Genomic DNA, 21656 nt, shown 5'->3' on the forward strand with positions numbered 1-21656 from the left:
AGGCCACCTCAGCGGATTCCGGTGTCTGCGTGGAGTTCGATCCGCGTCGTTTCTCCTGCCTTGATGACGACCTTGACCGGGTCATTCATTCGATTGGGAGCATTGGCGAGTTCCGCATGGGCCAGGTACTCCCCTGGGGCGAGTTTGGACCGGAAAAAGCCTTTGTGTTTCAGGGCAATTTTGGCGACGACCGTCTTGCCATCAGAACTGGTGACGATGACCTTGCACGCCTTTAGGAGCTCGGGTGGAATGGGCGGTTCCGGCTCTCCTACTTTTTGCACTGGCGTCAGCGGCCCGATGCTCACTTGACCAGCGATATCACCCGGGTCGGCAAACCCGGCTGAAGCGGCAATGAGGATCCCTAACAGCATGCTTTTCATTGTACAGGTCGGACGAATAATTATCCGAAGAGATTCACGAAAGCGTTTTTTGCGATTTGCCAACTTACTATGCCTTAGAATAGGGGGTCATGGGCTTCGTTGAGTCTTTAAAGCGTCGTGCAAAGCTGCTCCTGTATCGGCGACAGTTTGGTAATGATTGGGCGAAGGCTCTTGTCGAGAACAACATCTGGCCGCTAATGGGAGCCCGACTCGGCCCAAGCGGGCAGCTGATCGTTGACGGCTTAGGTGATCCCATTGCTAAGCCAAGCAACGGGGCGTTGATGCTGCTGCGCGTTCTGAGGGTCGCTCAGGCTTTGCACTTGCAGGTGGGTGCTCGATTTGAGATTAACGAGGAGTCTGTCCTGATTCGGATAGACGATCTCTCGATCTTGGCTTCGAGCAGCGATGATATAGCCGTCGTCGCTGAGGTTTTTGCCGAACAGATGTATCGGTTTGACATGCCGGGATCGAGGCTGATCCTTGATATCGGGGCAAACATCGGTGCAACGGGGCTCTTCTTTGCTAAGAGTTACGCTTGTGAAGTCTGGGCTTATGAGTTGGTGCCTTCGACTGCTGAACGAGCCAAGCAGAACTTTGCTTTGAATCCGGATCTCGCAAATCAGATCACACTACAGGCGTACGGACTATCCGATCGGGATCAGGAGTTGGAGATTTCCGTCGATCCAGATCACCGGCCGAGCAACTCCCTCTACCAACCCATAGTCGGTTCTGCAAAGGAGGTTGAGCGTGTGACCGTGCGTGATGCGACAGTGGTTTTGGGAGAGGCCCTGAAGGTCTTGGGGGAACGCAAGCTAGTCGTGAAACTGGATGCTGAAGGTGCCGAGTACGAGATTCTGGAGCGATTGCAATATTCGGGCTTGCTATCGCGAATTGATCTGCTGCTTTTGGAGTGGCATGAACGGGATGGTCAGAATCCCGACTCTATCCGGAGCCTGCTAAGAGAGGCCGGTTTCTGCTGGATGGAGCGTCTTCACCCGGATGCACCAGTAGGGTTCATCGGCGCTTACAAGTCACACCCGTAAGTTTGAACCTATAATGAATTTGGCGTTGACCTGACCGGGTTGTGCCGTGCAAGGACGAAGTGAGATGACTCTTGGGGCGAAACAATGAAGGCTGTTGTGATGGCGGGCGGTGAGGGTTCACGCTTGCGCCCGATGACGATTAATCGCCCGAAGCCGCTTGTCCCGGTTTGCAACCGTCCGATCATGGAGCACATCTGCCACTTGCTTAAGCAACATGGCATTAACGAGATCGTCGCCACGCTGCACTACATGGCCGACGAAATTCAGAACTACTTTGGTGACGGCTCGGAATTCGGTCTGAACATGACCTATTCCATCGAAGACACGCCTTTGGGCACCGCAGGATCGGTGAAGAAGGCTGAGAATCAACTTCGCGATGGAACGTTTGTGATTATCTCTGGCGATGCGCTGACGGATTGCAACCTTACCAAAGCGATTCAATATCACAAGGACAAGGGCAGCGCGGCGACCCTTGTGTTGAGCCGGGTGGCGAATCCGCTTGAGTTCGGTGTCGTGATCACGGATGAAGAAGGACGCGTCGAGCGATTTCTTGAGAAGCCGAGCTGGTCAGAGGTCTTCAGCGACACGGTAAACACAGGGATTTACATTCTGGAGCCCGAAGTTTTCGACAGGATGGAGCCTGGGATTCAGTACGACTGGAGCCAGGATATCTTCCCCGCGATGCTCCGGGAAGGAGCCCCCATTTATGGCTATGTCATGGAGCGTTACTGGACCGATGTAGGCTCGTTGACTCAATACAGAGAAGCTCAGGAGCACTTGCTGTCGGGCATGGTTGACCTTGAAATGCCGGGGACGCGGATCGCCGATGGTATTTGGGCAGGACCAAACTGCAACATTGACGAAGGGGCAGTGCTGGTGCCACCGGTTTGTTTAGGCCGTAATTGCAAGATCAAAGCCGGGGCTCGGATCGGGCCTTACACCGTGCTTGGCGATAACGCATTTGTGGATTCGGAGGCTGTCGTTGAGCGCAGTGTGCTTTGGGACAGCGCCTATATCGGGCCGAACGTTGGTGTGCATTCCGCGATTTGTGGGTCGCGCGTGACGATCAAGCGCGACTCTGTCGTGAACGAAGATGCGGTAGTGGGCGACCGGTGTTTGCTGGATGTCGGCTGCGTTATTCGACCGCGGATCAAGCTTTGGCCAGACAAGATGATCGAGCGCGGATCGACTGTCACGATGTCTTTGGTTTGGGGGAATAAGTGGCGGGGCAACTTGTTCCGCGATCTTGGCGTTGCTGGCCTTTCGAATATCGAAATCACGCCCGACTTCGCCACGAGATTGGGTGCGGCATTTGGATCGTGTCTCCCGGAGGGCTCGCGTGTGATTACAAGTCGGGACAGCACCCGGAGTTCGAGGATGATCAAACGGGCGATCATTGCATCGCTGCTTGGCGTAGGGAGCAACATTATCGACCTGCGCAGCATTGCGGCTCCGGTTGCGCGGCACTTTGTGAAGGCCAGTGGGGCGATGGGCGCTATCAACGTACGCAAACTCCCAGGAAACTCTCGAGTGACGCTTATCGAGTTTTTAGACAGTCGGGGCGCGTATTTGCCACGGAGTATGGAGCGCAAGGTCGAAACGACTTTTTCGCGTGAGGATTTCAAGCGCACCGATCCTGACGATCTGGGAGTGCTCGAATATGGGAGTCGCGCCTTAGAGGGGTACCAAGACGACTTCTTCAGGCTACTGAACGCGCCATCGGCAGCCAAACGTCTCCGGGTCGTATGCGACTATGGAAACTCGGCGCTCGTCTCGATCTTTCCGGCGATGCTTGCCAGACTTGGCATTCAGCCGATTGGCTTGAACAGCTTTAATGATGCAAAGTTAGCTCCGAGAACCACTGATGAGATTCGAGTACATGTCGAGAATTTGAAGAACATCGTCGATTCTCTGGGCTACGACATGGGCATTCTCTTTACCGACGAGGGTGAGCGCCTCACCGTTGTCGACGATCTCGGAAACGAGTTGCGGGGGAGCGAGCTTTTTGCTGTGATGTGCACACTCATCGCGCAGACGAATCCCGAGGCGACCATTGCTATGAGCGTTACTGGCCCGACCCGTATTGAAGAGTATTTGAAGAAGCGGGGGATCAAGGTCATGCGTACAAAAGCGGACGTTCGCTCGCTGCTGACCGGGGCTCTCGATGCGGGAGTTACGTTCGCGGGAGATGAACGTGGAGGTTTTCTGTTTCCGAATTTCCATCCGGGCTTTGACGCGATGTATAGCTTTGCGCAGATGGTGACGATGCTGCAGGTCACGGGGCTCAAGTTAAGTGAAGTGAAAGCGGAGATCCCCAAATTTGAGATGGTGTATGAGTCGGTTCCTTGTCCTTGGGAGATGAAAGGAGCAGTGATGCGGCACATTACGGAGGAGTCACGTAATGGTGTTGTGGAAACTCTTGATGGCATCAAGATTTTTGATGGGGACCGATGGGTTTTAGTTTTGCCTGATGCCGTTGAGCCCGTTTTCCATATTTATGCGGAGAGTGGCGAAGAGTCTGAAAGCCGAGAATTGGTCACCACTTACGCCAAGAAAATTGAAGAGTTGGGGAAAGAATAGCGGGCCAATTCGGACGACCCCTGGCAAAGCAGGGGACTTCCATTCGAAAAGGGATCGACCAATTGCTCCGATTAGATGCCTACGCGGTGCGTGGGGGCGATGACTTTCTCAAACGATTTGCGGAATGGGAATGCCTGCGCTTCGCTCAGTGTGTCTCCCATGAATCCCCAAGCAGCCGCTCCGTCGAGACTTTCGGGCTCCAGCATATTGAAGATGAGGACGCCGAGAGGCTGTGCTGTGCTGACGATGTAGTCACCTTTCTTGGCGGTGAACTTTGCAGACTCGAATGTGCCTTCAAGAGTGGTCAGTCGGACATTCTGGAATGCGCTGGGTGCGACAGCCTTGGTTCGGATGGTGAACTCTTCAACGCTTCCGGACCATTCAGATTCAAGCTGCTCGACAACGATGCCATGCTTGGTGAGAAGTTCGACCGTTTGCAGCTGATCGGCAGGAATGATGTAGGCTGCCGGGAATTTCGCTGTTCGGGAAGGTTTGAAGCGATCGTAGATCGGCATCTTCACTTTTACAAGTTCGGTTGGAACTCCTGTTGGACGGGGAGCGCCTTGTTCTCGTGGCTTTTCCAGGGGAATCTCTTCTGAGCCTCGCTGGTCAAAATCAAACCTGACTCCAAGCTCGGGAGCCTTGCTCGGGTTTGTTCCCCAGTCCAGCATCCGTTTATCGGCGGCTCGGCTTATTCCGACCACCCGTTTGTCGTTTTTGGCGATGTACTGGAGGACCGCATCGACGAACCACTCCGCCCACTCGACCCGCTCCTTGAACGGCCAATAAACGGTGGTTTCCATGAGGACCGAGATTCGGTTTCGCAGACCCGCGTAGTTCGTGCAATAGCGGCCTTCGGGGCCAAAGGAGTACCAAGCTTGTTTGCCATCCCGATTTTCAACGTTGCCGTAATCGAAAAGATCGGCCCCATGTGCAGCACGAAGATCTTTCCGGATTCGCGGCAGCATCTCATCTCGCGTGAATTTTAGGACGCCGGGGTCGGTGTTTGGGTTGAGGGGCGGCGAGTAGGTCATGGGGATGCCGTGACGCGTTCCGTCGGTGGTGTGGAGGTCCATCATCACATCGGGGTCGTAGGCGTTGTAAACATGCTGGAGAACGGCGCTCATCTCGGGTGAGACGGCCTTGATCGCGTCTCGGTTGAGGTCGAGGCCTTGCCCGTTTGGCCTGACGCCAACCATATCCGGACCATTCTGTCCGGGGCGATTGCGGGCGATGGGGCCAAATTTTTCGTTGCCGTCGAGATTGTAAATAGGGGTGACCAGAAGAATGACCTTGTCGAGGAGACCCTTCTCTTCTTGCGAGTACTTTCTCAGGAGCTGAAGAATGGCTTCCTTCCCCTCAACTTCACCGGCATGAATGTTCGCTTGGACGTAGATGATCGGCTTTCCTGATGCCTTGGCTTCGGCGGGACTGTGTACCATCGGGCGCGCGGCGATCACGAGCGGCATGTCTCGTCCTTCGGTGCTCTTTCCCATGTAGACCAGGCTGACGGGGGAGCCTTTAGCCTGGAGTCCTTTGATGAATGCGATGACGTCGGCATAGTGGGACGTCTCGACAAAGTTGGTTCTTTCAGCACGGGTTTGGGGCCAATCTTGGGATCGGGCTCCAGAAAGTAGAAACAAAAGCGAACAAAAGACAGCAGTCGCGCGCAAGCCGAACATGAAAAGATTATACGGCTTGGGAGCGCGTGGTTCCTGCGTGGAATGAAATCGGAAGGATCAGAGTGCGAGCCAATCGGAAAAGAAAGGCAGCACCCTCCCAATGGAGAGCGCTGCCTTCTGCAGTTTTTTGTCGGAAGTTACTCCGACTTGGGTTGAGCCGGTGCTTTGGCGGGCGCTTGGGGCTTGGGTTCCGGCTTATGCTCTACCTTCGTTTCGGAATGTGGAGCAGGCTCTTGGTGGTTTGAGCCAACATTCGGGCTGATTAGAGCCTTGGTCAGGCCATTTACGTCGCCCGGCTGTAACCCAAGTTCTCTCATGAGCGAGTCAACGAGAGGGGCTTGGGATCGGTATCTCAGCGCTGAACTGACGACTTGGTCGGCTAAACTGCCGCCCACTCCATCGCCCGAGGAGCCGTTGCCGCTGGAGTGTCCACCCGAAAGACCCTCGACCTGGATGATCTTGATGCCTTCGATCTGCTCCATCGGCTTAACGCTTTCGCGGATGATCGCCGGGAGGTTCTCAATCATGATCTGCTTGATGCGTGCTTCAAGGATCGCAGGGTTGATCACGTTATCGGCCTCGTTGATTGCGCGCTTACCAGAGGCTTCGACCTCATATGTCTTGGCCTGAGCCATCGCCTTGAGCATCTCAGCGTCGGCAGCAGCTTGCGCGGCGATTCGTGCCTTTTCACCTTCAGCTTCAGCAGCGGTGGTGAGTGCAGCAGCAAGGTCGAGAGCCGCTGTCTTTTCAGCTTGGGCTGCGACCTTTATCTTAATCGCCTCACGCTCAGCTTCTTCGGATGCCTGCACAAGCTCGATTGCCTTCTTTCGTTCGGCGACCTCGATATCGCGCGCGGTTGCGACGCGCTCTTCAGAGCGAACAGCCTCGGCGCGAGCATCGGCAGCGATTGCTTCTGCTTCGCTCTTCTCTTTGCTTTTGTGTGCAATAGCCACGGCACGGTCTTGCTCTGCGAGTTCGAGTTGCTTGGACTTCTCGATGACCGCAGCTTCGACTGATCTCTGCTTGAGAATTTCTTGCTCAGCAACAGTTCTGTCGATTTCGATTCTTTGTTGCTCGACCTTTTGCTTCGCAGCTTGATCGGTCAACGAAATCTTCTGCTGGGCTTCGATTTCAGCTTGCTTAGCCTCCTGGCTGCGAGCAGCTTGTTCGGTTGCAATCTCAGCCGATTGCTGGGCTCGGCGCATCGAAACTTCTCGCTCTTGTTCTAGGCGTGCGTACTCGGTTTCTCGTGAGAGTTCGAGTGACATTTTTTCCGCCTCAAGGTTCTTCTTCTCGATAGCGACGCGAGTCTCTTGTTCAATGTCATTACGCTGTTTGCGTTTGGCTTCGATAATCTCCGTCAGCTTGGCCAAACCTTGGGCGTCAAATGCGTTCTGTGGGTTGAGAAAGTCCTGCGACGTCTGGTCGAGCGCCGTTAGAGATACCGACTCCAACTCAAGACCGTTCTTGAGAATGTCTTCGGAGACCGTTGTTTGCACACGCTGGACAAACTCGACACGCTTTTCGTGGAGTTCTTCCATAGTTAGCTCGGCAGCAACTGCTCGCAGAGCGTCGACAAACTTACCCTCAACGAGCTCTTTCAGCTGCTCAGGGTGCATCGTTCGATTACCCAGCGTTTGGGCGGCGTCGGCGATCGCGTCTTCGGTCGGTTTTACACGGACAAAGAACTCCGCTTGGACATCGACACGAGTGCGGTCCTTTGTAATCAGACCCTGCTCGTTACTGCGCGAGACGTTGAGGCGCATGGTATTCATGTTCACCTCAATCACCTCTTGCACGACCGGCAAGATCGCCGCACCTCCGTTCATCACGACCCTTTGGCCGAGCATTCCAGTGCGCACAAACGCGCGTTCCTTACTGGCTCGTTTGTAGAGCCGTGAAAAGATGATTCCGACGACAAGGATCACCCCGAGGATGGTCCCAGTTATTACCAAGATAGGTTGTAGCGTTTCTATGTTCATTTATTTTCTATCGCTTCATGCGACTCTGACTGGCTGTCCATAGCAAGAATGTCCTCAAGTTTTCCGCTTACTACGAAAAACTTCGGGCCTTGTCGCTCCATAAGCGCGACAGCCGCCCCTTCGGAAAATGTTTCTGTCGAATGCAGAGGCTCCACCAACACATAGTGGGTTTGTCCAAACTGATCGACGAATTTGGCCTGAGCTGGCAAACCACTTTTTGCGGTTCCTTGCGTAACGGTGGCGATGCGGCCTTGAAAAGTGTTGCTGTGGATCGCTGTCGTATCAAGCTTCAGCTTGGCGCGTGCGAACACCTTGCCAATAGTTCGGCAGATAAAGACAGTCACCACGGTCGCGGGCATGATCGCTATCCAGCCTGGCAAGAATGCCCCGGTAGTGCTGATCGCGAGCCACTGGATGCTAAAGCCAGTTACGAAAAAACTGCCTGAACTGATGACTACGAAGATGCTCGCCGGAATAGCAGTGATCCCGAGGAATTCAAACAGGTTCGCGGCGAAACTCCCGTGACCCCAGTCCACGTGGAGGTCGCGGTCCAGACCGGGATCGTGGGCAACCTCGGCGCCATGATCGATGTGGACGTCGTGGCCGACTTCAACGCCGTGATCGACGTCAAGCCCGTGGTCTACATTTAGGCCATGGTCGAAGTCCACTCCGTGATCGAAGTCATGATCAAGATCGTGCCCGTGTCCGACAAAGCCTAAGAAGGTAGCCAGCACGGCAAGGATCGACAAGGCGGCGAGTACAGCTAGCGCGATCACGAACGCCGTGTTTTCCGGTGCTCTAAAAAATTCGCCAACCATTGTGATTTACTCCTGCCTTGGAGTTCAGTATAGCTTTACGTGGGGTGATATCCAAGGGTTGCGAAGCGGCTGACTTCAACGCTGGCAAGGGTGCTGGCCCAAAAAAATTGCCATTCCAAATAGAAAACTCATAAACGACGTTTATGCTTGTGATTAAGAGCGCGGCCCAATTTGTCGGATGCGGTTCTTTAGGTGAAAGAAATGGAAATCCATAAAGTCTCCTGGAAGTTGATCACGTGCTGCTTTGCTGCTACGTCGGGGTTGGTCTTTGCTGCTGCCTTAGCTTTGCACTCAAGTACGGCACACTCGCATGATTCGGCTGGCGGTCTTGGCTCCTTCACACACTCGCACGACGGTTCGACTCATGCTCATACGGAGGCCGAGGAGCAAGCGCTTGCGCAGAGTCGCGTCAAGATTGAAGTCAAGGATGGAGTACGTTACATCGACTCAAACGGCATTCCGAATCACTCGACCGGCGCTTTCCCTAACCGGGGAAATCCAAATAGAATCACCGAGCAAAACTATCGCTTTCAGGTAACTGCCGATCCTAAGCCTGCGGCTAGCCTGACACCTCTGCAGCATCAGCCGTTTGGTATTGCCATCAATGGGGTTGTCTTTGACCCCGGGACGGCTGAGTTTTGGAATGGCGACCCTCAATGGAATTATGAAGCCCTTTCAGGAAAGATAAACCTTGGCGTCGATCTGAATAAAGCCCACGTTCAACCCACGGGCGCTTACCACTATCATGGGGTGCCGACTGGTCTGATGAACAATCTCGACGGCTCGCACAAGATGGCGTTGCTTGGCTATGCAGCAGATGGCTATCCGATTTACGGACCGTACAGCTACAGCGACCCGATGGATGATAAGAGTCCGCTGATCGAGATGAAATCGAGTTATCGGCTCAAGAAGGGCCAGAGGGCAGGCGGCCCTGGTGGGACTCACGACGGCACTTTCACGGCGGATTACGAGTTTGTGAAAGGCAGCGGGCAGCTTGACGAGTGTAACGGCAGATTCGGTATCACACCTGAGTATCCGAAGGGAACGTACTACTACGTGCTGACCTACGAGTTTCCCAACATTCCGCGACAATTCAAGGGCACGCCGGATAAGAGCTTCGAGCGGCGAGGACCAGGCGGCGAGCCACCGCCACGCCGAGGTGGCCCCCCGCCGCCCGAGAAGTCCTAAGAAATAGAAGTGCCTCGCGTAGCTACACGAGGCACTTCGTCTCAATTGTCGATCAGGCAAAACCCAGACACGCCAAGCAGTGCTTGGTCCGAGTTGCTCTAAGTTTAGTGTGGGCACTACTTCTCATTAAATGTTTGTTGCATGATCCGAGGTGCAAAAGATGAATAGAGTTCTGGAATGGATCTTCTTGGTTGCCGTTGCTGTCGTCTTGATCGGATGCAGCGCTGGCGAAGCAAGAGATAGCGCAAAAAATACATCCACGAGCATGGAGTCTGCTAGTTACGATGATGCAGAAGCTCCACAGGCGGCGAAACTCGCCAGCCAACCAATCGCCAACAACGAACTTCGATCAGCCGTCCAACCCAAACGTGCGGTCATTCGCAATGGAAGCCTGAGCGTACGGGTCCCAGACGTTGAAAAAGCCGAGAAAGAGGTTGAAAGCTATGTGATGAGGCTTGGAGGTTTTGTCAGCTCAAGTGAATCGACCGATCTCAGCTCGACAGCGCCGTTGATGACGATGAAGCTCCGTGTTCCCGTCGACTCATTTGACAAAGCGATGGAGTTTTTCGAGGGCCAAGGGGCACGGCTTGAGAAGAAGATCAGTGGTGAGGATGTGACCTCCAAACTGGTCGATTTTGATGCCAGGCTCAAAATCATGCTGGCACAGGAAGACTCATTCCGAAACATGCTCAGCGAGTCAAACAACTCACAGGAGGCGCTCGATTTGCAGAGTCGCCTCATGAACTTGCGAGCAGAAATCGAAAGCCTGACAGCTCAGCGACGAACGCTCGGGGAGTTGGCTTCCCTCTCGACGATCGATCTCACACTTGTGAGTGAGACACGCACTATCGCGCAAACTACCGACCAAGGTTGGGTCCAAGAAAGCTGGAATCAAGCAACGACCGCACTTGGCGCAGCCCTCCGCGTGGTCGGCACCTTCCTACTCTTCGCGCTCGTCTTTGCACCGTTCTGGGCACCTGTGGCTTACCTCGTCTGGAAACGATCCGCAAAGGCAAAGACTAAACCCACGTTCGACATGTGATCTCAACAGCACATTCGTCGAGCACAAAAAAACATCGCCCCCGGCAATAATGCCGGGGGCGAGTCAATCTATATAGATTTGAAATGCTATCGATAAGCGGATAGCTTGGCTACGGCTTGACGCCGGTCGATTTTGCCATCGATCAGGTCGCTTAAGATAGGTGCGCCGAACGCCCGAAAGGGCTCCAGCCCACGCTTGTAAGTACCGATCTTGTGGCCGACATCTTTATGATCTGAATCGATAAACCGCCGGGTGGCCTCGGCGGCGATTATGAAAAACAAAGCGTGAGGAAGCTGCTCTTCGTCGAATGAATCCACCTGCTTAGCCCTTAGCTGAGTTCTCAGGTCAGCAAGCAGTTCAACCCGTTTTGAGCCCGCCTCTAACGCATGAATGCACTCGTGAAGCAGAGCCTCCGCAAAGTCTGCACCTCTGAATTTTTCACAGCTCACAAGAACAAGAGGACCCGTTATCGTTCGTAAAGTAATCGCCCCTTGGGCTGGGTAACGAGGGACAGGGATCACCTTGATCTCGGCGGGCGCAGATTCAACGCCAAGCATGGAGTCTAGCCATGAAAAGATTTCTTGAGTTCGATTCGCACCGTTGGCTTTCCACCAATCGGTGGCGGCGGCTATTGACCGTCCGTCTTTTACGGCCCAGCCAGACGAGTACGCCTTAGCCGACGCTTTCATCGCTTCAACGATCTTTTGCACCGACGATCTGGCATCCAAGTGCCCGCCAATCTTCTCAGGCAGTTGTTCAAGGCGACCCTCTAACGCCGTGATACTGGTGCAAGAGAAAACTAAGGAATCAAGAATCGTCCAATAGAGATCTCTCACAGAACGATCATCAGGAGACTTTGCAGTTCGCTCGCCCCGGGACGGCAGGTGGATTCGCTCTGGCAACGATCTATCAAGCTCTTGAAGAATCTTCAGCGCTACCCGAAAATCCCCAACTTCCAACTTTTCCTCTTCAATCGCCAGCGTCTTCAGAGTTGCGTAATGAGAACTGAAGGTGCTCGGTTCCAGCCTCAGTTGAGGCGCACTCATCAAGCACACAATAGCCGCGATAGTAACCATCGGCATATCATACGCGACGGATGAAACGCAGGTCTCCCCGTTATACGAAAACAGTCGTACTGACCAAAGGAAACTCTAATAGAGGCTAATAGACACCGGTCGAGGCCCCAGTATTTGAAAACCCTGCAGGCACGGTTGTGGCAGGCGTTCCCGATCTTTCCATCGCCTTTGCACCTTGCATCAGCAAGGCGGCATATGCCTCCATGTCCGACTCTTGCGAAATCAGATCAAGAGAATTCACATGGTTCCCGAAGCCCTGACGATCCGGCCCCCACAAGATCACGTGACGAACGTCAAGGGTCGTCAAAATATTGGTTGCTGCCGCAAAGAGATACGCAAACTTTTGCGGTGTATACGCTCGATGGCCTGTTGTCCCAAATCTTGCCGTTGCCGGAGCGATGCCCCACTCACTGCACATAACCGGTTTGTTCGTAAATGAACGATAGGCCTTGAGACACTTAAAATGCAGGGCCAAAACCTCCCGTGCAAACGGGTCGTTGCCTAAATCGTCGGGAAGATTGACGCCGGAATGCCATTGCTCATCACCAGCGTAATAGCCCGAATTGATCGAATAAGCGTGGTAATTGAACCCATCGCAAAGCCCAACGAACGAACGGCCCGACGTAAAGAGAGCTTCCATCGAGTCGGGATGTCCGCCCGCCAACCCCGGCCCCCACAAAAAGAGTTCGGGATACGCTGCCTTCACATTCGCTGCTTCGTAATCCATCTCATCGTAAGTTGCCGAATCCAAAACTCCAAAGTAATCGGAGTCCGAAGCACGATGTTGACAGCGCGTCACAGTTACCCCTCCTTCTACAGCCACTGCAAGCGTGCTGGACTTCGTATTGCCATAGGTCGAAGAGCAAGTACCCGCCGCAATAGTCAACGTCGTTCCACCAAGCGCGCCAATCTTAAAGCTCTGCCATGCCCCAGATCCTTGAACCGTGACCCACTCTCCCACAGAGAGTCCTGTAGTCGAAGCGACATTGAGGACAGTTGCCGCAGTCGTATGACTGCCCGTAACCGTTGTTGAGATAGGCGACAAGGTCGTAATCTTTGAGGGCTCATTGGTGAGTTCGAGCTCGATATAGTCCTCCCACCTCTTTTCACGCCTCAAAAAGTAATCCTTGTAGCGGTCAAGAATCGCCTTTTGATACGCCCAACGGGTCTCCCATGCCGCGGCCGGCATCCGAACCATGTTGTGATCACCAAAGTTCACCTGCGCCCAAACACTGTCTCCCCCGGTTGCAGACCGATAGGCGGCATTGTTCGGGATCGCCTGATTGCCAAAGACCAGCACGGCTTTGTGACCGTTCACTATCAAAAACTCGCACAGTGCGCGAATCGCAGTCTCCTCAAGATTGTCGACCGTGGTCGTCACACTGGGCGGAAAGCCATCTTGCAAGAAGTCCCCGATCCTCCAAACACGAACGCCCAATGCCGATGCAATCGCTCGTCGCGAAGCCGTACGCTCCGGCATCTTGTCCTCCGCGGGCAATGTGATCGGGCCATTTACGTTGAAGTAAGGTTCAATGGGCGTTTGATTAAAGCCAAGATTTGCCATAATGTTGCTCAATGTGAGGGCTCATGTCATTGAATGCCAAGCACGGATTTGCACTTGTCACTTACAAAGACGTTGGTCAAGTAATTGATTTGATTGAAGTATTGAACAAGATGTTCGACTACCCACCCATATCGATTCATCATGATGAAAGGCATTCGAATTTTGATGTTTCTTCCTTGGAACCCAATGTATCTCATATACCACAGCATTTTATAACTGGATGGGGAACGATAGGCACTTGCAAAGCAATGAGTAGCACTATTGAGCATCTCATGAGCAGACAAGATTCACCTGAGTGGTTCCACTTAATCACAGGTCATTGTTATCCTATTAAATCAGCTTCATCTTTTAATAATTTTTTTGATGCATCTGATTTTGATCTATATATTCATCAATCGACTATATACCCCACTATTAAACCTACAGCCTGGGAGCTGGAAATGCAAAAGCGATACGTCCGTGCATTTGTAAGACTTCCGTTTTTGACACGCAATTTCAAGTTAATGTACAAGTATCTTTCATTACCCTTTCTAAGCAAGGATGTTCCCTTTAGCCCATCTTACGCCTGCCGCTCGGGCGGAACCTATTACTCCGGCAACAGAGCTGCGGCTTTAGCGCTCAAGCAAGGCATGGGCGATAATAAGTTAATTCGATGGTTTAGTAAACGGCAAATCATTGACGAAGCATTGCCTGCCACAATATTTGGCAACACAGATACTTTGCGTATCGCAACAAATGATTTGCGGTTTGTACGCTGGTTAGACCCGAAGCTGCATCCTAACGAGCCAAACCCAAAAACACTTAGCATAGATGACTTTTCTGAAATAGAACAGTCTGACAAGTTTTGGGCAAGAAAATTCCTGCCTGGTCGGAGTGACTCGCTCAGGCAGAAAATTCGTGAAGTGATCCTTCTGCCACGTTTTTGCCCAGACTGCCGCTTGCCTCGCGTAACAGCACGCCCTATAGCGAGCTCCAAAGCAAGGACCTTGAGATAGGGGTCTTCCATGACGCCGCTTCCGCATTCGTCTACGATGTGAACAAGCTCGTCTGCGGCAGCTTCCGGAAATCCACACTGCCGGAACTTCTGCCTGTGATCGGCAACGTTTGCTCGAAACTGAGCACACCGAGACTGTTCCGTCTTTACAAAATTCCAGGCTTGGTCCTCAGCCTGCTTCATCCAGCCAAATTTCACTTCGTCGCTGGGTTCATATCCAAACTGCTGCACAAAGTCTTGTGCCAATCGCTCCGCTTGTTGCGCAGCGTAGATTCCCACTTGTTGCCGCTGGCTCTCCGCCGCAAACTCCACCGGGTGCGGGTCCCGCACTGCGGTCCGTGGTGAGGTCTCGGAGTCTCGATCTCCCTCTCCTTCTGCGCCTTCAAAATCATCATCCTCGTCGTAAGAGTCGTCAGATGCATCCAAATCTTCCGAGTCCAGTTCATTTTCTAATTCAAAGTCATGCCCTTCGTAATCAGAATCTGCTTCGTCTATGTCTTCTTCAGAATCCCAATCATCAGCCACAAAATCTGTGTCGGAGTCAGTTTCAAAACTCTCACTTTCGCGAAACTCGCCATTCTGCCTTCCTAAATACTCATGGATACTCATAACAACTCCTCTCTAAGTCTCTCCCTACTCTCTACTCACTACTCACTACTCACTACTCACTACTCACTACTCACTACTCACTACTCACTACTCACTACTCACTCCCAGCTCCTATCACTTCATAAGCTGCCAAGCAAGCACAGCCGCATACTGCAACGAATCATGCGGATGCGAAAACTCATCCTTAACCGGATCGCCATATAACTTGCTGTTCCCCATCCCCGCAACTTTGCGCAATCGGTACCCGCCCAAAAACCCCTTGAACAGCGACGGACAATGCTTGCGAGAGAGAATAAACATCGGCCTTCCTCCCCCACATTCGCTCATCAGCAACCGATCAACGGCGCTTCGCCGAGCCTGCCAAGCATTGCTCACCGGGTGGCAAGTAACGCCATGCTTGTGCATCACGTCAAATGCAGATTCCCCGTTCACCCCACTCCTGGCCCGCCCCGATTCATCTCCGCCATGCCTGATAACCCCCAACAAAATCTCGGGATACAATTCCCGTACTGCATTCAAAGCAGCCGGCACAAAAGCTTCCAAACTCGTCCCTGGCTCACTGGTCACCTCGAGCAAAGCATGCACCATACGCCCAACTGTATCGGTTTTAGGAGTGAGCTGTAATAAGATTGCAGCGGGCTGAATAGAAGCGGTTCCACAGTCCCAACCCATTACATACTTGCTATAGGCAACCGGAGGAATCCGCTCCTGCGCATAGTGGGCCGGAGCGTGATAGTCCTCTCGAAAGGGCAAATAGACAGGCTTGCCGTCGATCACAAGTTCACGCATCAGTATCTCAACCTCAAACTCCCTTGGGGTGTCCGCCATCTCTCGCCTAACCTGCTCCAGCCAAGCCTCATCCTTCGATGGATCGGCATAGTAATGGATCTTCAGATACCGCGCCCCCGTTGCAAGGTCAAACCGTTCAAATCCAGGCACGGCTGACGTATCGGTTTCATCCATGACAATAAGGGATCACTGCGAACTCAGGCACCAGACTGACTGCAACACGGCTCGACAAGGCAAAGGTTAGCCCCACTGAGACCACGGTCTCAAAATTGATGACGCGGATACGCGAATGTTGTAAAATGCACCTACCAGGCGATGCCTTTGGGTCGTTCTACTGAGGGAAGCTTCGCGTTTCATTCCGTCACGCCGGTACTAATACCCACTTACCGCCCCTATGCTGTCATTTGCGATCGGGCTTTGATGTACAGTGTCTTTGCACCGGCGATCGTTTGGGACGTGCTGCCCAAGGGCCGCAAGGTCATGAAGCGTCGCCGGGCTAACTGCCTTTAACGTAGTCTTTCCACTAAGACACCTATGTTCAACGATCTGACTGTAGCTGCATACCATTTCAGGCATTGTGGCAAAGCCTTCCCGGGTCCGAAGCTCAGGTACATCATCAATCAACAGTTGACTCATGTTGTCTGTTCAGCCATATTTGTGCAAATAATCTTTGACCTGTTGTCTGTGCTGAGGAGTCAGACTATTAAAATTGAGGTGATCTGACCCATCGCCTACTCAAGCGTTCCTTGCGCGTCAGGCGAGCTGGCTTCTATTCGCCTAAGCTTCTCGGATTTTCGAGAGATTTCGTGCGCGATGCGATAGAATAATGACGCCGGGTCGTTTCGGACGTCTGCCTGGGGGCTATGCAAGTCTTCCATCAGGTGTCGGTGTTGAGTCCTCAATCCAAGGGCCTCGCTATCGTTCTCCTCATTTCATAGCTCCTTAGCTTCCTACCTCATGCATTGATAAGATATTCGTCCTTTTGGGATTGCGGTCTCACTTCATATTGATTGTTACGTAGCATATTTATTAATCGTCAATGATGCTCTTCTGATCAAGAATCGCATGCTTCTCTGATGTAGGCAGAACCTGTAAGACCAAGATAGCCCCACGCCGCCAAGATTGAAATGATGCAAAGCATAGGGGGAATGGTTGATTCTTGCGGCATGACTTAAGTCCTGATCCGTATATACTTTCTGCTACGCTATACATGCCAGGCAGATGTGCATACCTGATTCGGGTTCACCCGAGAGGTGCGATACGCGCCTGGCATCATTGCTTAGATACACTGCACCATTTCAAGGTTGCTTGAATGGACTGAGTATCTGCTCCCCGCCCCAATCGTAAAAACCTGCGTCCATCTGTATATTCTTTTACTCTAAGAATTACGCTAAACAAGTTGCTCCCATCTGACGCCAGAGTTCCGTAGATGTGAAATGCAACAACATTCGAAGCCTGACCGGGCTTTAGAGGCACCGAGTACAGGTAGCGTGCGTTTTCCATTAGACTTTTAATGTACGGTACTAACACCATTTTCTTTGGATTCTTATGCGCTGTTCCATGTTTGTAGCCGCTCTTTGATACTTCGATTTCTTCGCCAGTCGATTTAATGGTAACTTTAAGATTTTCCGGAATCTTATGTCTAATATAGCTCCTAGCATTATAAAATACACTTTCAGGATCATTTAGGCTTCCAAATATTTTTGTATCTACTTTTACTATCTGAATTGCTCCATCTGATAAGGCTGCTTTACGGATGACCTGAGCTATGATGGGCTTGTTGACCGTGATGTCTTTGCTCTCTACTGGCAGGCCAGATCGCAGTCTATTGATGTTGACTTCCGGCTCCTTGCCGAATGGTATGTGGGTTAACTTGTAAGTGCTTCTCGCCTTACTCCAAGCCCCAGTTAAAGCGAGTAGCCAGTTGTAGCCCGAGCCATACTGTTCCTCTGGAGTCACTTTTCTTTTGTTGTCGAACGGCTCCCAGCCGGATACATCCGTAAAGGACCGTACAGCATTTCGCCCAAACTCCGCAGGATCTTCAATGAGCGCATTGGCAGTTGGCCCCAGGCTGCCAGGAGATCGAGCAATGCCGTACATAGTATCGACCGCAGCGCTGGTGGCAGGATGATCAATTCCTTGCCGCTTGAGCAATTCTTTGATCCTTAAGGGCTCATTTTCGAGGTCGATGCCCAACTTGATGCTGGGCATGTCTTGTTCAAACGCATCAAGCAAGCTAATCTCGCCACGAGCGGCACGCTTGAGACCCATATGCGTGCCAAGTTCACCAGTCGAATAGCGTACAAGCTGATCTATAATCTGTTCGCGAGCCATCGGAGAAGAACCCGCGCCATAGACGCGATCCAGTTCGCCAATTGCATGAGCCAACGTGCCAACACGATTCCGAGCAACTGTCTCGGCGTCTGGATTTCCCGTAAGCTGAGCCCAGTCAACCAAACCGGTCCCAAGATTGCGGCTGACGTTCGCCGCAGCGGTGCTAAATGGCGAAGGCGTCTTTCTTGATGGTCCTCTGCCTGTCAGCTGCTCAAGAGTGACAATACTATTCCTACTGTTTGCTGAACCGATTCCACCGATAGATTGACCGATTCCTCCCTCAACGGACTTTGGGACATCTCTACCTCGTTGTCCGGGTTCCTTTGTGACCGTAGACTTGTCAGCAGACTTGCCAGTTTGTTGAATCTCAAGTGGAATCTTAGCACGACGATAGTCTTTGTTAAAGTCATCCATGACATCAAACCGGCCGAGTTGCGCCATATGAACGGCTCTTTCAAGACGCTCAGGGGTCACTTTCTCACCACCCCAAACCAAGAACTCACGCACAATCTTCCGCCGCTCACCCTTCAGCCCAAGTTTCCGGTCCACAACCGCCATCGCACCCTCAAGCGTACGCGGATCGGCCTTCCGCCGCTCCGTCTCCGTCCGACCGGCGAACCGCATGAACACCGGGTCCAGTTCAACCTTCTTCGCAGGCGGACCATACACCAGCCCAATTACCCTCCGACCACTATAAACTCCCTGATTTGGCATCATTCTCTCCTTTCTATCTCTCAAATCTCACTGCACGGTAGCCGAATCCGGATAACCCCTTCCCGGCGAGGACAGACCTCCGCTACACTCATACGACCAGGTGTCCACCGATGAAAAACGCACTCATCGCCCTAGCCTTTATCTGCGCGGTCTTCGCCATCGCACAAAGCGGCTCCCTCTCCGAACTGGCAAAGCCCCAAGAGGGCCAAAGCCGTCGTGCAACATCCTCCTTCCGAGAAGGCAAAGATGGCAAATACGATTCTCGAGCTTTCCCAAAGGGCGACCTTGAAGAAAAATCAAACTGGGACAACTTCCGTGTCCAGCCCGGCCAAACCCACGTCCTCATGGATGAGCAAGGCCCCGGAGTGATCACACACATGTGGTTCACATTTCTCGGCCCCGAACCCCAAACTTGGGCGCCAAAGGGTTCTGCAAATCACTCGGAAATGCTCTTGAGAATTTACTGGGACGGCAACCTCAAACCCGCTGTCGAGGCCCCCGTCGGCGACTTCTTCGCAAACGCCTTCGGAAAGCGGAGCTCCGTTGTCAGCCTCCCCGTCATCGTCGAAGACGCCGACTCCTACAACTGCTTCTGGCACATGCCCTTCAAAAAGTCCGCCAAGGTCGAAGTCGTCAACCAAAGCGACAAGCCCATCAACCTGCTCTACTACAATATCGACTGGATCAAGAAGAAGTCCATCCCCGCCGACACGCCCTATTTCTATGCTCAATACCGACAGGAGTACCCCGTCGAAACCGGCAAGGACTACACCGTCCTCGAAACCAAAGGCAAAGGCCACTACGTCGGCACAGTCCTCTCCGTCCGAACGCGCTCGCCATCCTGGTTCGGCGAAGGCGACGAGAAGATCTACATCGACTGCGAATCCCGCGCTTCCATCTGGGGAACGGGCACCGAGGATTACTTCCTCTCCGCCTGGGGCCTCAAAACCACAAGCACCCCCTATTTCGGCGTCCCCTACTTCGACCAATGGGGCATCGTCGGCGGTCACACCAGCGCCTACCGCTGGCACATCACCGACCCGATCGTCTTCGAGAAAGGAATCAAAGTCACTTTCGAACACTTCGGCTGGATCTCCCCAGACGAAAACCCCGACTACAAATCGACCAGCTGGAACGAGCGCGAAGACGACTACTCAAGCGTCGCTTTCTGGTACCAGGCTGGCCCGTCCACTTTCACAGCCAGAGCACCCTCCGGCCCCGAACGCAAACTTCCATCGCTGGAAAGAGTGATCGCCTATGCCCGCGACTTCACCGACCCTAAATACCGAGGCGTCGGCCCCGCCGTCATCCAGCAGCTCAGCCTCTACGAAGGCCCCCAACTCCTTTACATGCCCCCAAAGGAGGAAGTTGAGTCAGACATCGCGTGGCAAGGGTCTCCCGCTCTTGACGAACCTTGGCACCGGCGTCTCGCTCTCGGTATGGCGTGGCACGGGCGTCCCGCCCGTGTGTCCCATGAGCGTCTCGCTCATGGTCAAAACGCACGATCAGTCACTCTAAGCACATCACCCCAATCTTCTCGTGACCAATTCCTCCCCCTTGAGGGGGGAGGCAGTGAGCGCAGCGAACTGGGTGAGGGTGATCAGCAAGCCTACGCCTTTACATTCCCTTGGCACGTTAGTGCTTCTACGAAAAAATTCCGTTCCATATCTGACACTCTAAGCTCAACTCTCAATCCGGGCAACGCCTGGCTCGAAATCCCAATCACAGTGACCAAAAAGGAGCCCCTCCGCCTCGTTCTCAACCTCACCACCTCCTACGACTTCGGCCAATACCAGGCATATCTGATCGGCCCAGTCCCATCTTCCCTCCCTCTTGCGACGAAGTCGGAGGAGGGAGGGGCAGGGGTGGGAGGTCTCATAACCCCAGTGCAAATATCTGATCGGGCGGTAGCGGGCTGGGAACTCTCCTCCCCCTTGATGGGGGAGGCTAAGAACGCAGTGAACAGGGAGAGGGTGTGGCTTACAGCAATCTCATCCATTTTTGCAACAAGCTCTGGTGAAAAGAATCTCCAACTCCGCCCCACTCCCGTAAAGCTTGGCAACCCCATCGACCTCTACTCCAAAGACATCGCCAGCACGGAAGTCCACCTCCTCGACTTCTGGCCCGAACCCGGCATCTACATCCTCCGGCTCGAATGTGTCGGCAAGAACCCGCTCTCAACCGGCTACTACCTCGGTATTGAATCCGTACGGCTCCGAGAGCGCCGCCCCCGCGTCATCAAGTTCGGTCACGACAAAGACAAAGACTGGCGCAGTAACCCAACACTGTATGGATAATCGCATGCCCCCCAATAAACTATCTGCCCTATCTGTCCTATCTGTCCTATCTGTCCTATCCGTCCTATCCGTCCTATCCGTCCTATCTGTCCTATCTGTCCTATCTGTCCTATCTGTCCTATCTGTCTTATCTGTCCTATCTAAAGGACATTATCCCACACAGCAGCCCCACCCAATCATTCCTGCGACAATAGCTTAATCGTAACGCCATCCCACACAAGCGTCTCACTCCCTCTAATGCGATCGTCGCGAACAAAAACATGAACCACTGAATCTGACACCCAGGCCACTCGCAGCTCCTGCAACTCTGGAACAACATACACTCGATTTGTTATATCGACTTGCTCACCCGGAGACAGCAAGTGAATGCTGGTGTCGTAGCCATCAGTCGCGGAACCTGCTTGCTCAGCAACGCCCAGAATGTGATCTCTGCGAGGAGACGTATATTTAGCCCTCAACTCCCAACTCATAAGCGATCGATCCAAAGCATTGCACGTAAAGCCACATAGCCAAAAAAGTAGGGCAAAGCTTCCAACTATCCAACCTGCCGTAGTGAGAACTTTC

The 21656-nt window shown here is 53.1% G+C and carries 15 protein-coding genes; 6 read left to right on the top strand and 9 right to left on the bottom strand.

All coding sequences use genetic code 11. The features are described 5' to 3' along the window. Positions 1 to 8 precede the first annotated feature (8 nt). Complete coding sequence (locus tag KF784_02180) at positions 9 to 371, bottom strand: hypothetical protein (GenBank protein MBX3117844.1); 363 nt, start codon at positions 369 to 371, stop codon at positions 9 to 11. Between the two features lie 98 nt (positions 372 to 469). On the opposite strand from KF784_02180, the gene KF784_02185 reads away from it, so the two are divergent. Both KF784_02185 and KF784_02190 read left to right on the top strand, forming a co-directional pair. Then, positions 470 to 1423, top strand: coding sequence for an FkbM family methyltransferase (locus KF784_02185; protein ID MBX3117845.1), 954 nt, complete (start codon positions 470 to 472; stop codon positions 1421 to 1423). An 84-nt stretch (positions 1424 to 1507) separates the two neighbouring features. After that, entirely contained in the window at positions 1508 to 4003 is a 2496-nt protein-coding gene (locus tag KF784_02190) for an NTP transferase domain-containing protein (GenBank protein MBX3117846.1), read from the top strand. 71 nt (positions 4004 to 4074) lie between these two features. On the opposite strand, the gene KF784_02195 is transcribed toward KF784_02190, so the two are convergent. The 3 genes from KF784_02195 to KF784_02205 form a co-directional block, all read right to left on the bottom strand. Further along, positions 4075 to 5685, bottom strand: coding sequence for a hypothetical protein (locus KF784_02195; protein ID MBX3117847.1), 1611 nt, complete (start codon positions 5683 to 5685; stop codon positions 4075 to 4077). Positions 5686 to 5822: 137 nt separating this feature from the next. Further along, a complete protein-coding gene (locus KF784_02200) occupies positions 5823 to 7640 on the bottom strand; it encodes a hypothetical protein (protein ID MBX3117848.1) in 1818 nt (605 codons plus the stop codon). Between the two features lie 23 nt (positions 7641 to 7663). Further along, entirely contained in the window at positions 7664 to 8485 is an 822-nt protein-coding gene (locus tag KF784_02205; GenBank protein MBX3117849.1) for a DUF1449 family protein, read from the bottom strand. Between the two features lie 201 nt (positions 8486 to 8686). Here KF784_02205 and KF784_02210 point away from each other — a divergent pair, with 201 nt between their 5' ends. Continuing rightward, the gene (locus KF784_02210) at positions 8687 to 9673 is read left to right on the top strand and encodes a YHYH protein (protein ID MBX3117850.1); all 987 of its coding nucleotides are present in this window, start codon (positions 8687 to 8689) and stop codon (positions 9671 to 9673) included. Positions 9674 to 9833: 160 nt separating this feature from the next. Beyond that, a complete protein-coding gene (locus tag KF784_02215) occupies positions 9834 to 10715 on the top strand; it encodes a DUF4349 domain-containing protein (GenBank protein MBX3117851.1) in 882 nt (293 codons plus the stop codon). 86 nt (positions 10716 to 10801) lie between these two features. Here the strand turns inward: KF784_02215 and KF784_02220 are convergent, their stop codons facing one another. Further along, positions 10802 to 11791 carry a hypothetical protein gene (locus tag KF784_02220; protein ID MBX3117852.1) on the bottom strand — a complete coding sequence of 330 codons (990 nt, stop codon included), beginning with the start codon at positions 11789 to 11791 and terminating at the stop codon, positions 10802 to 10804. Positions 11792 to 11876: 85 nt separating this feature from the next. Then, entirely contained in the window at positions 11877 to 13355 is a 1479-nt protein-coding gene (locus tag KF784_02225; GenBank protein MBX3117853.1) for a hypothetical protein, read from the bottom strand. A 23-nt stretch (positions 13356 to 13378) separates the two neighbouring features. Here KF784_02225 and KF784_02230 point away from each other — a divergent pair, with 23 nt between their 5' ends. Next, the gene (locus tag KF784_02230) at positions 13379 to 14350 is read left to right on the top strand and encodes a hypothetical protein (GenBank protein ID MBX3117854.1); all 972 of its coding nucleotides are present in this window, start codon (positions 13379 to 13381) and stop codon (positions 14348 to 14350) included. Positions 14351 to 14543: 193 nt separating this feature from the next. Here KF784_02230 and KF784_02235 read toward each other — a convergent pair whose 3' ends face one another. From KF784_02235 to KF784_02245, 3 genes are all read right to left on the bottom strand, one after another. Then, a complete protein-coding gene (locus KF784_02235) occupies positions 14544 to 14795 on the bottom strand; it encodes a hypothetical protein (GenBank protein MBX3117855.1) in 252 nt (83 codons plus the stop codon). A gap of 277 nt (positions 14796 to 15072) precedes the next feature. Continuing rightward, positions 15073 to 15921, bottom strand: a complete 849-nt coding sequence (locus tag KF784_02240; GenBank protein ID MBX3117856.1) for a hypothetical protein — start codon at positions 15919 to 15921, stop codon at positions 15073 to 15075. A 1098-nt stretch (positions 15922 to 17019) separates the two neighbouring features. Further along, entirely contained in the window at positions 17020 to 18798 is a 1779-nt protein-coding gene (locus tag KF784_02245) for a hypothetical protein (GenBank protein MBX3117857.1), read from the bottom strand. Positions 18799 to 18905: 107 nt separating this feature from the next. Between KF784_02245 and KF784_02250 the strand changes: the two genes are divergently transcribed. Next, entirely contained in the window at positions 18906 to 21092 is a 2187-nt protein-coding gene (locus KF784_02250) for a DUF2961 domain-containing protein (GenBank protein ID MBX3117858.1), read from the top strand. Positions 21093 to 21656: the final 564 nt, after the last annotated feature.

The organism is Fimbriimonadaceae bacterium (assembly GCA_019638775.1).
Lineage (GTDB): Bacteria > Armatimonadota > Fimbriimonadia > Fimbriimonadales > Fimbriimonadaceae > JAHBTD01.

Coding starts and splice junctions, on each gene's coding strand:
- KF784_02190 (MBX3117846.1), top strand. CDS start 1,508: ATGAAGGCTGTTGTGATGGCGGGCGGTGAGGGTTCACGCTTGCGCCCG.
- KF784_02230 (MBX3117854.1), top strand. CDS start 13,379: ATGTCATTGAATGCCAAGCACGGATTTGCACTTGTCACTTACAAAGAC.
- KF784_02235 (MBX3117855.1), bottom strand. CDS start 14,795: ATGAACTGGACTCGGAAGATTTGGATGCATCTGACGACTCTTACGACG.
- KF784_02210 (MBX3117850.1), top strand. CDS start 8,687: ATGGAAATCCATAAAGTCTCCTGGAAGTTGATCACGTGCTGCTTTGCT.
- KF784_02220 (MBX3117852.1), bottom strand. CDS start 11,791: ATGGTTACTATCGCGGCTATTGTGTGCTTGATGAGTGCGCCTCAACTG.
- KF784_02250 (MBX3117858.1), top strand. CDS start 18,906: ATGAAAAACGCACTCATCGCCCTAGCCTTTATCTGCGCGGTCTTCGCC.
- KF784_02225 (MBX3117853.1), bottom strand. CDS start 13,355: ATGGCAAATCTTGGCTTTAATCAAACGCCCATTGAACCTTACTTCAAC.
- KF784_02180 (MBX3117844.1), bottom strand. CDS start 371: ATGCTGTTAGGGATCCTCATTGCCGCTTCAGCCGGGTTTGCCGACCCG.
- KF784_02215 (MBX3117851.1), top strand. CDS start 9,834: ATGAATAGAGTTCTGGAATGGATCTTCTTGGTTGCCGTTGCTGTCGTC.
- KF784_02185 (MBX3117845.1), top strand. CDS start 470: ATGGGCTTCGTTGAGTCTTTAAAGCGTCGTGCAAAGCTGCTCCTGTAT.
- KF784_02245 (MBX3117857.1), bottom strand. CDS start 18,798: ATGATGCCAAATCAGGGAGTTTATAGTGGTCGGAGGGTAATTGGGCTG.
- KF784_02240 (MBX3117856.1), bottom strand. CDS start 15,921: ATGGATGAAACCGATACGTCAGCCGTGCCTGGATTTGAACGGTTTGAC.
- KF784_02205 (MBX3117849.1), bottom strand. CDS start 8,485: ATGGTTGGCGAATTTTTTAGAGCACCGGAAAACACGGCGTTCGTGATC.
- KF784_02195 (MBX3117847.1), bottom strand. CDS start 5,685: ATGTTCGGCTTGCGCGCGACTGCTGTCTTTTGTTCGCTTTTGTTTCTA.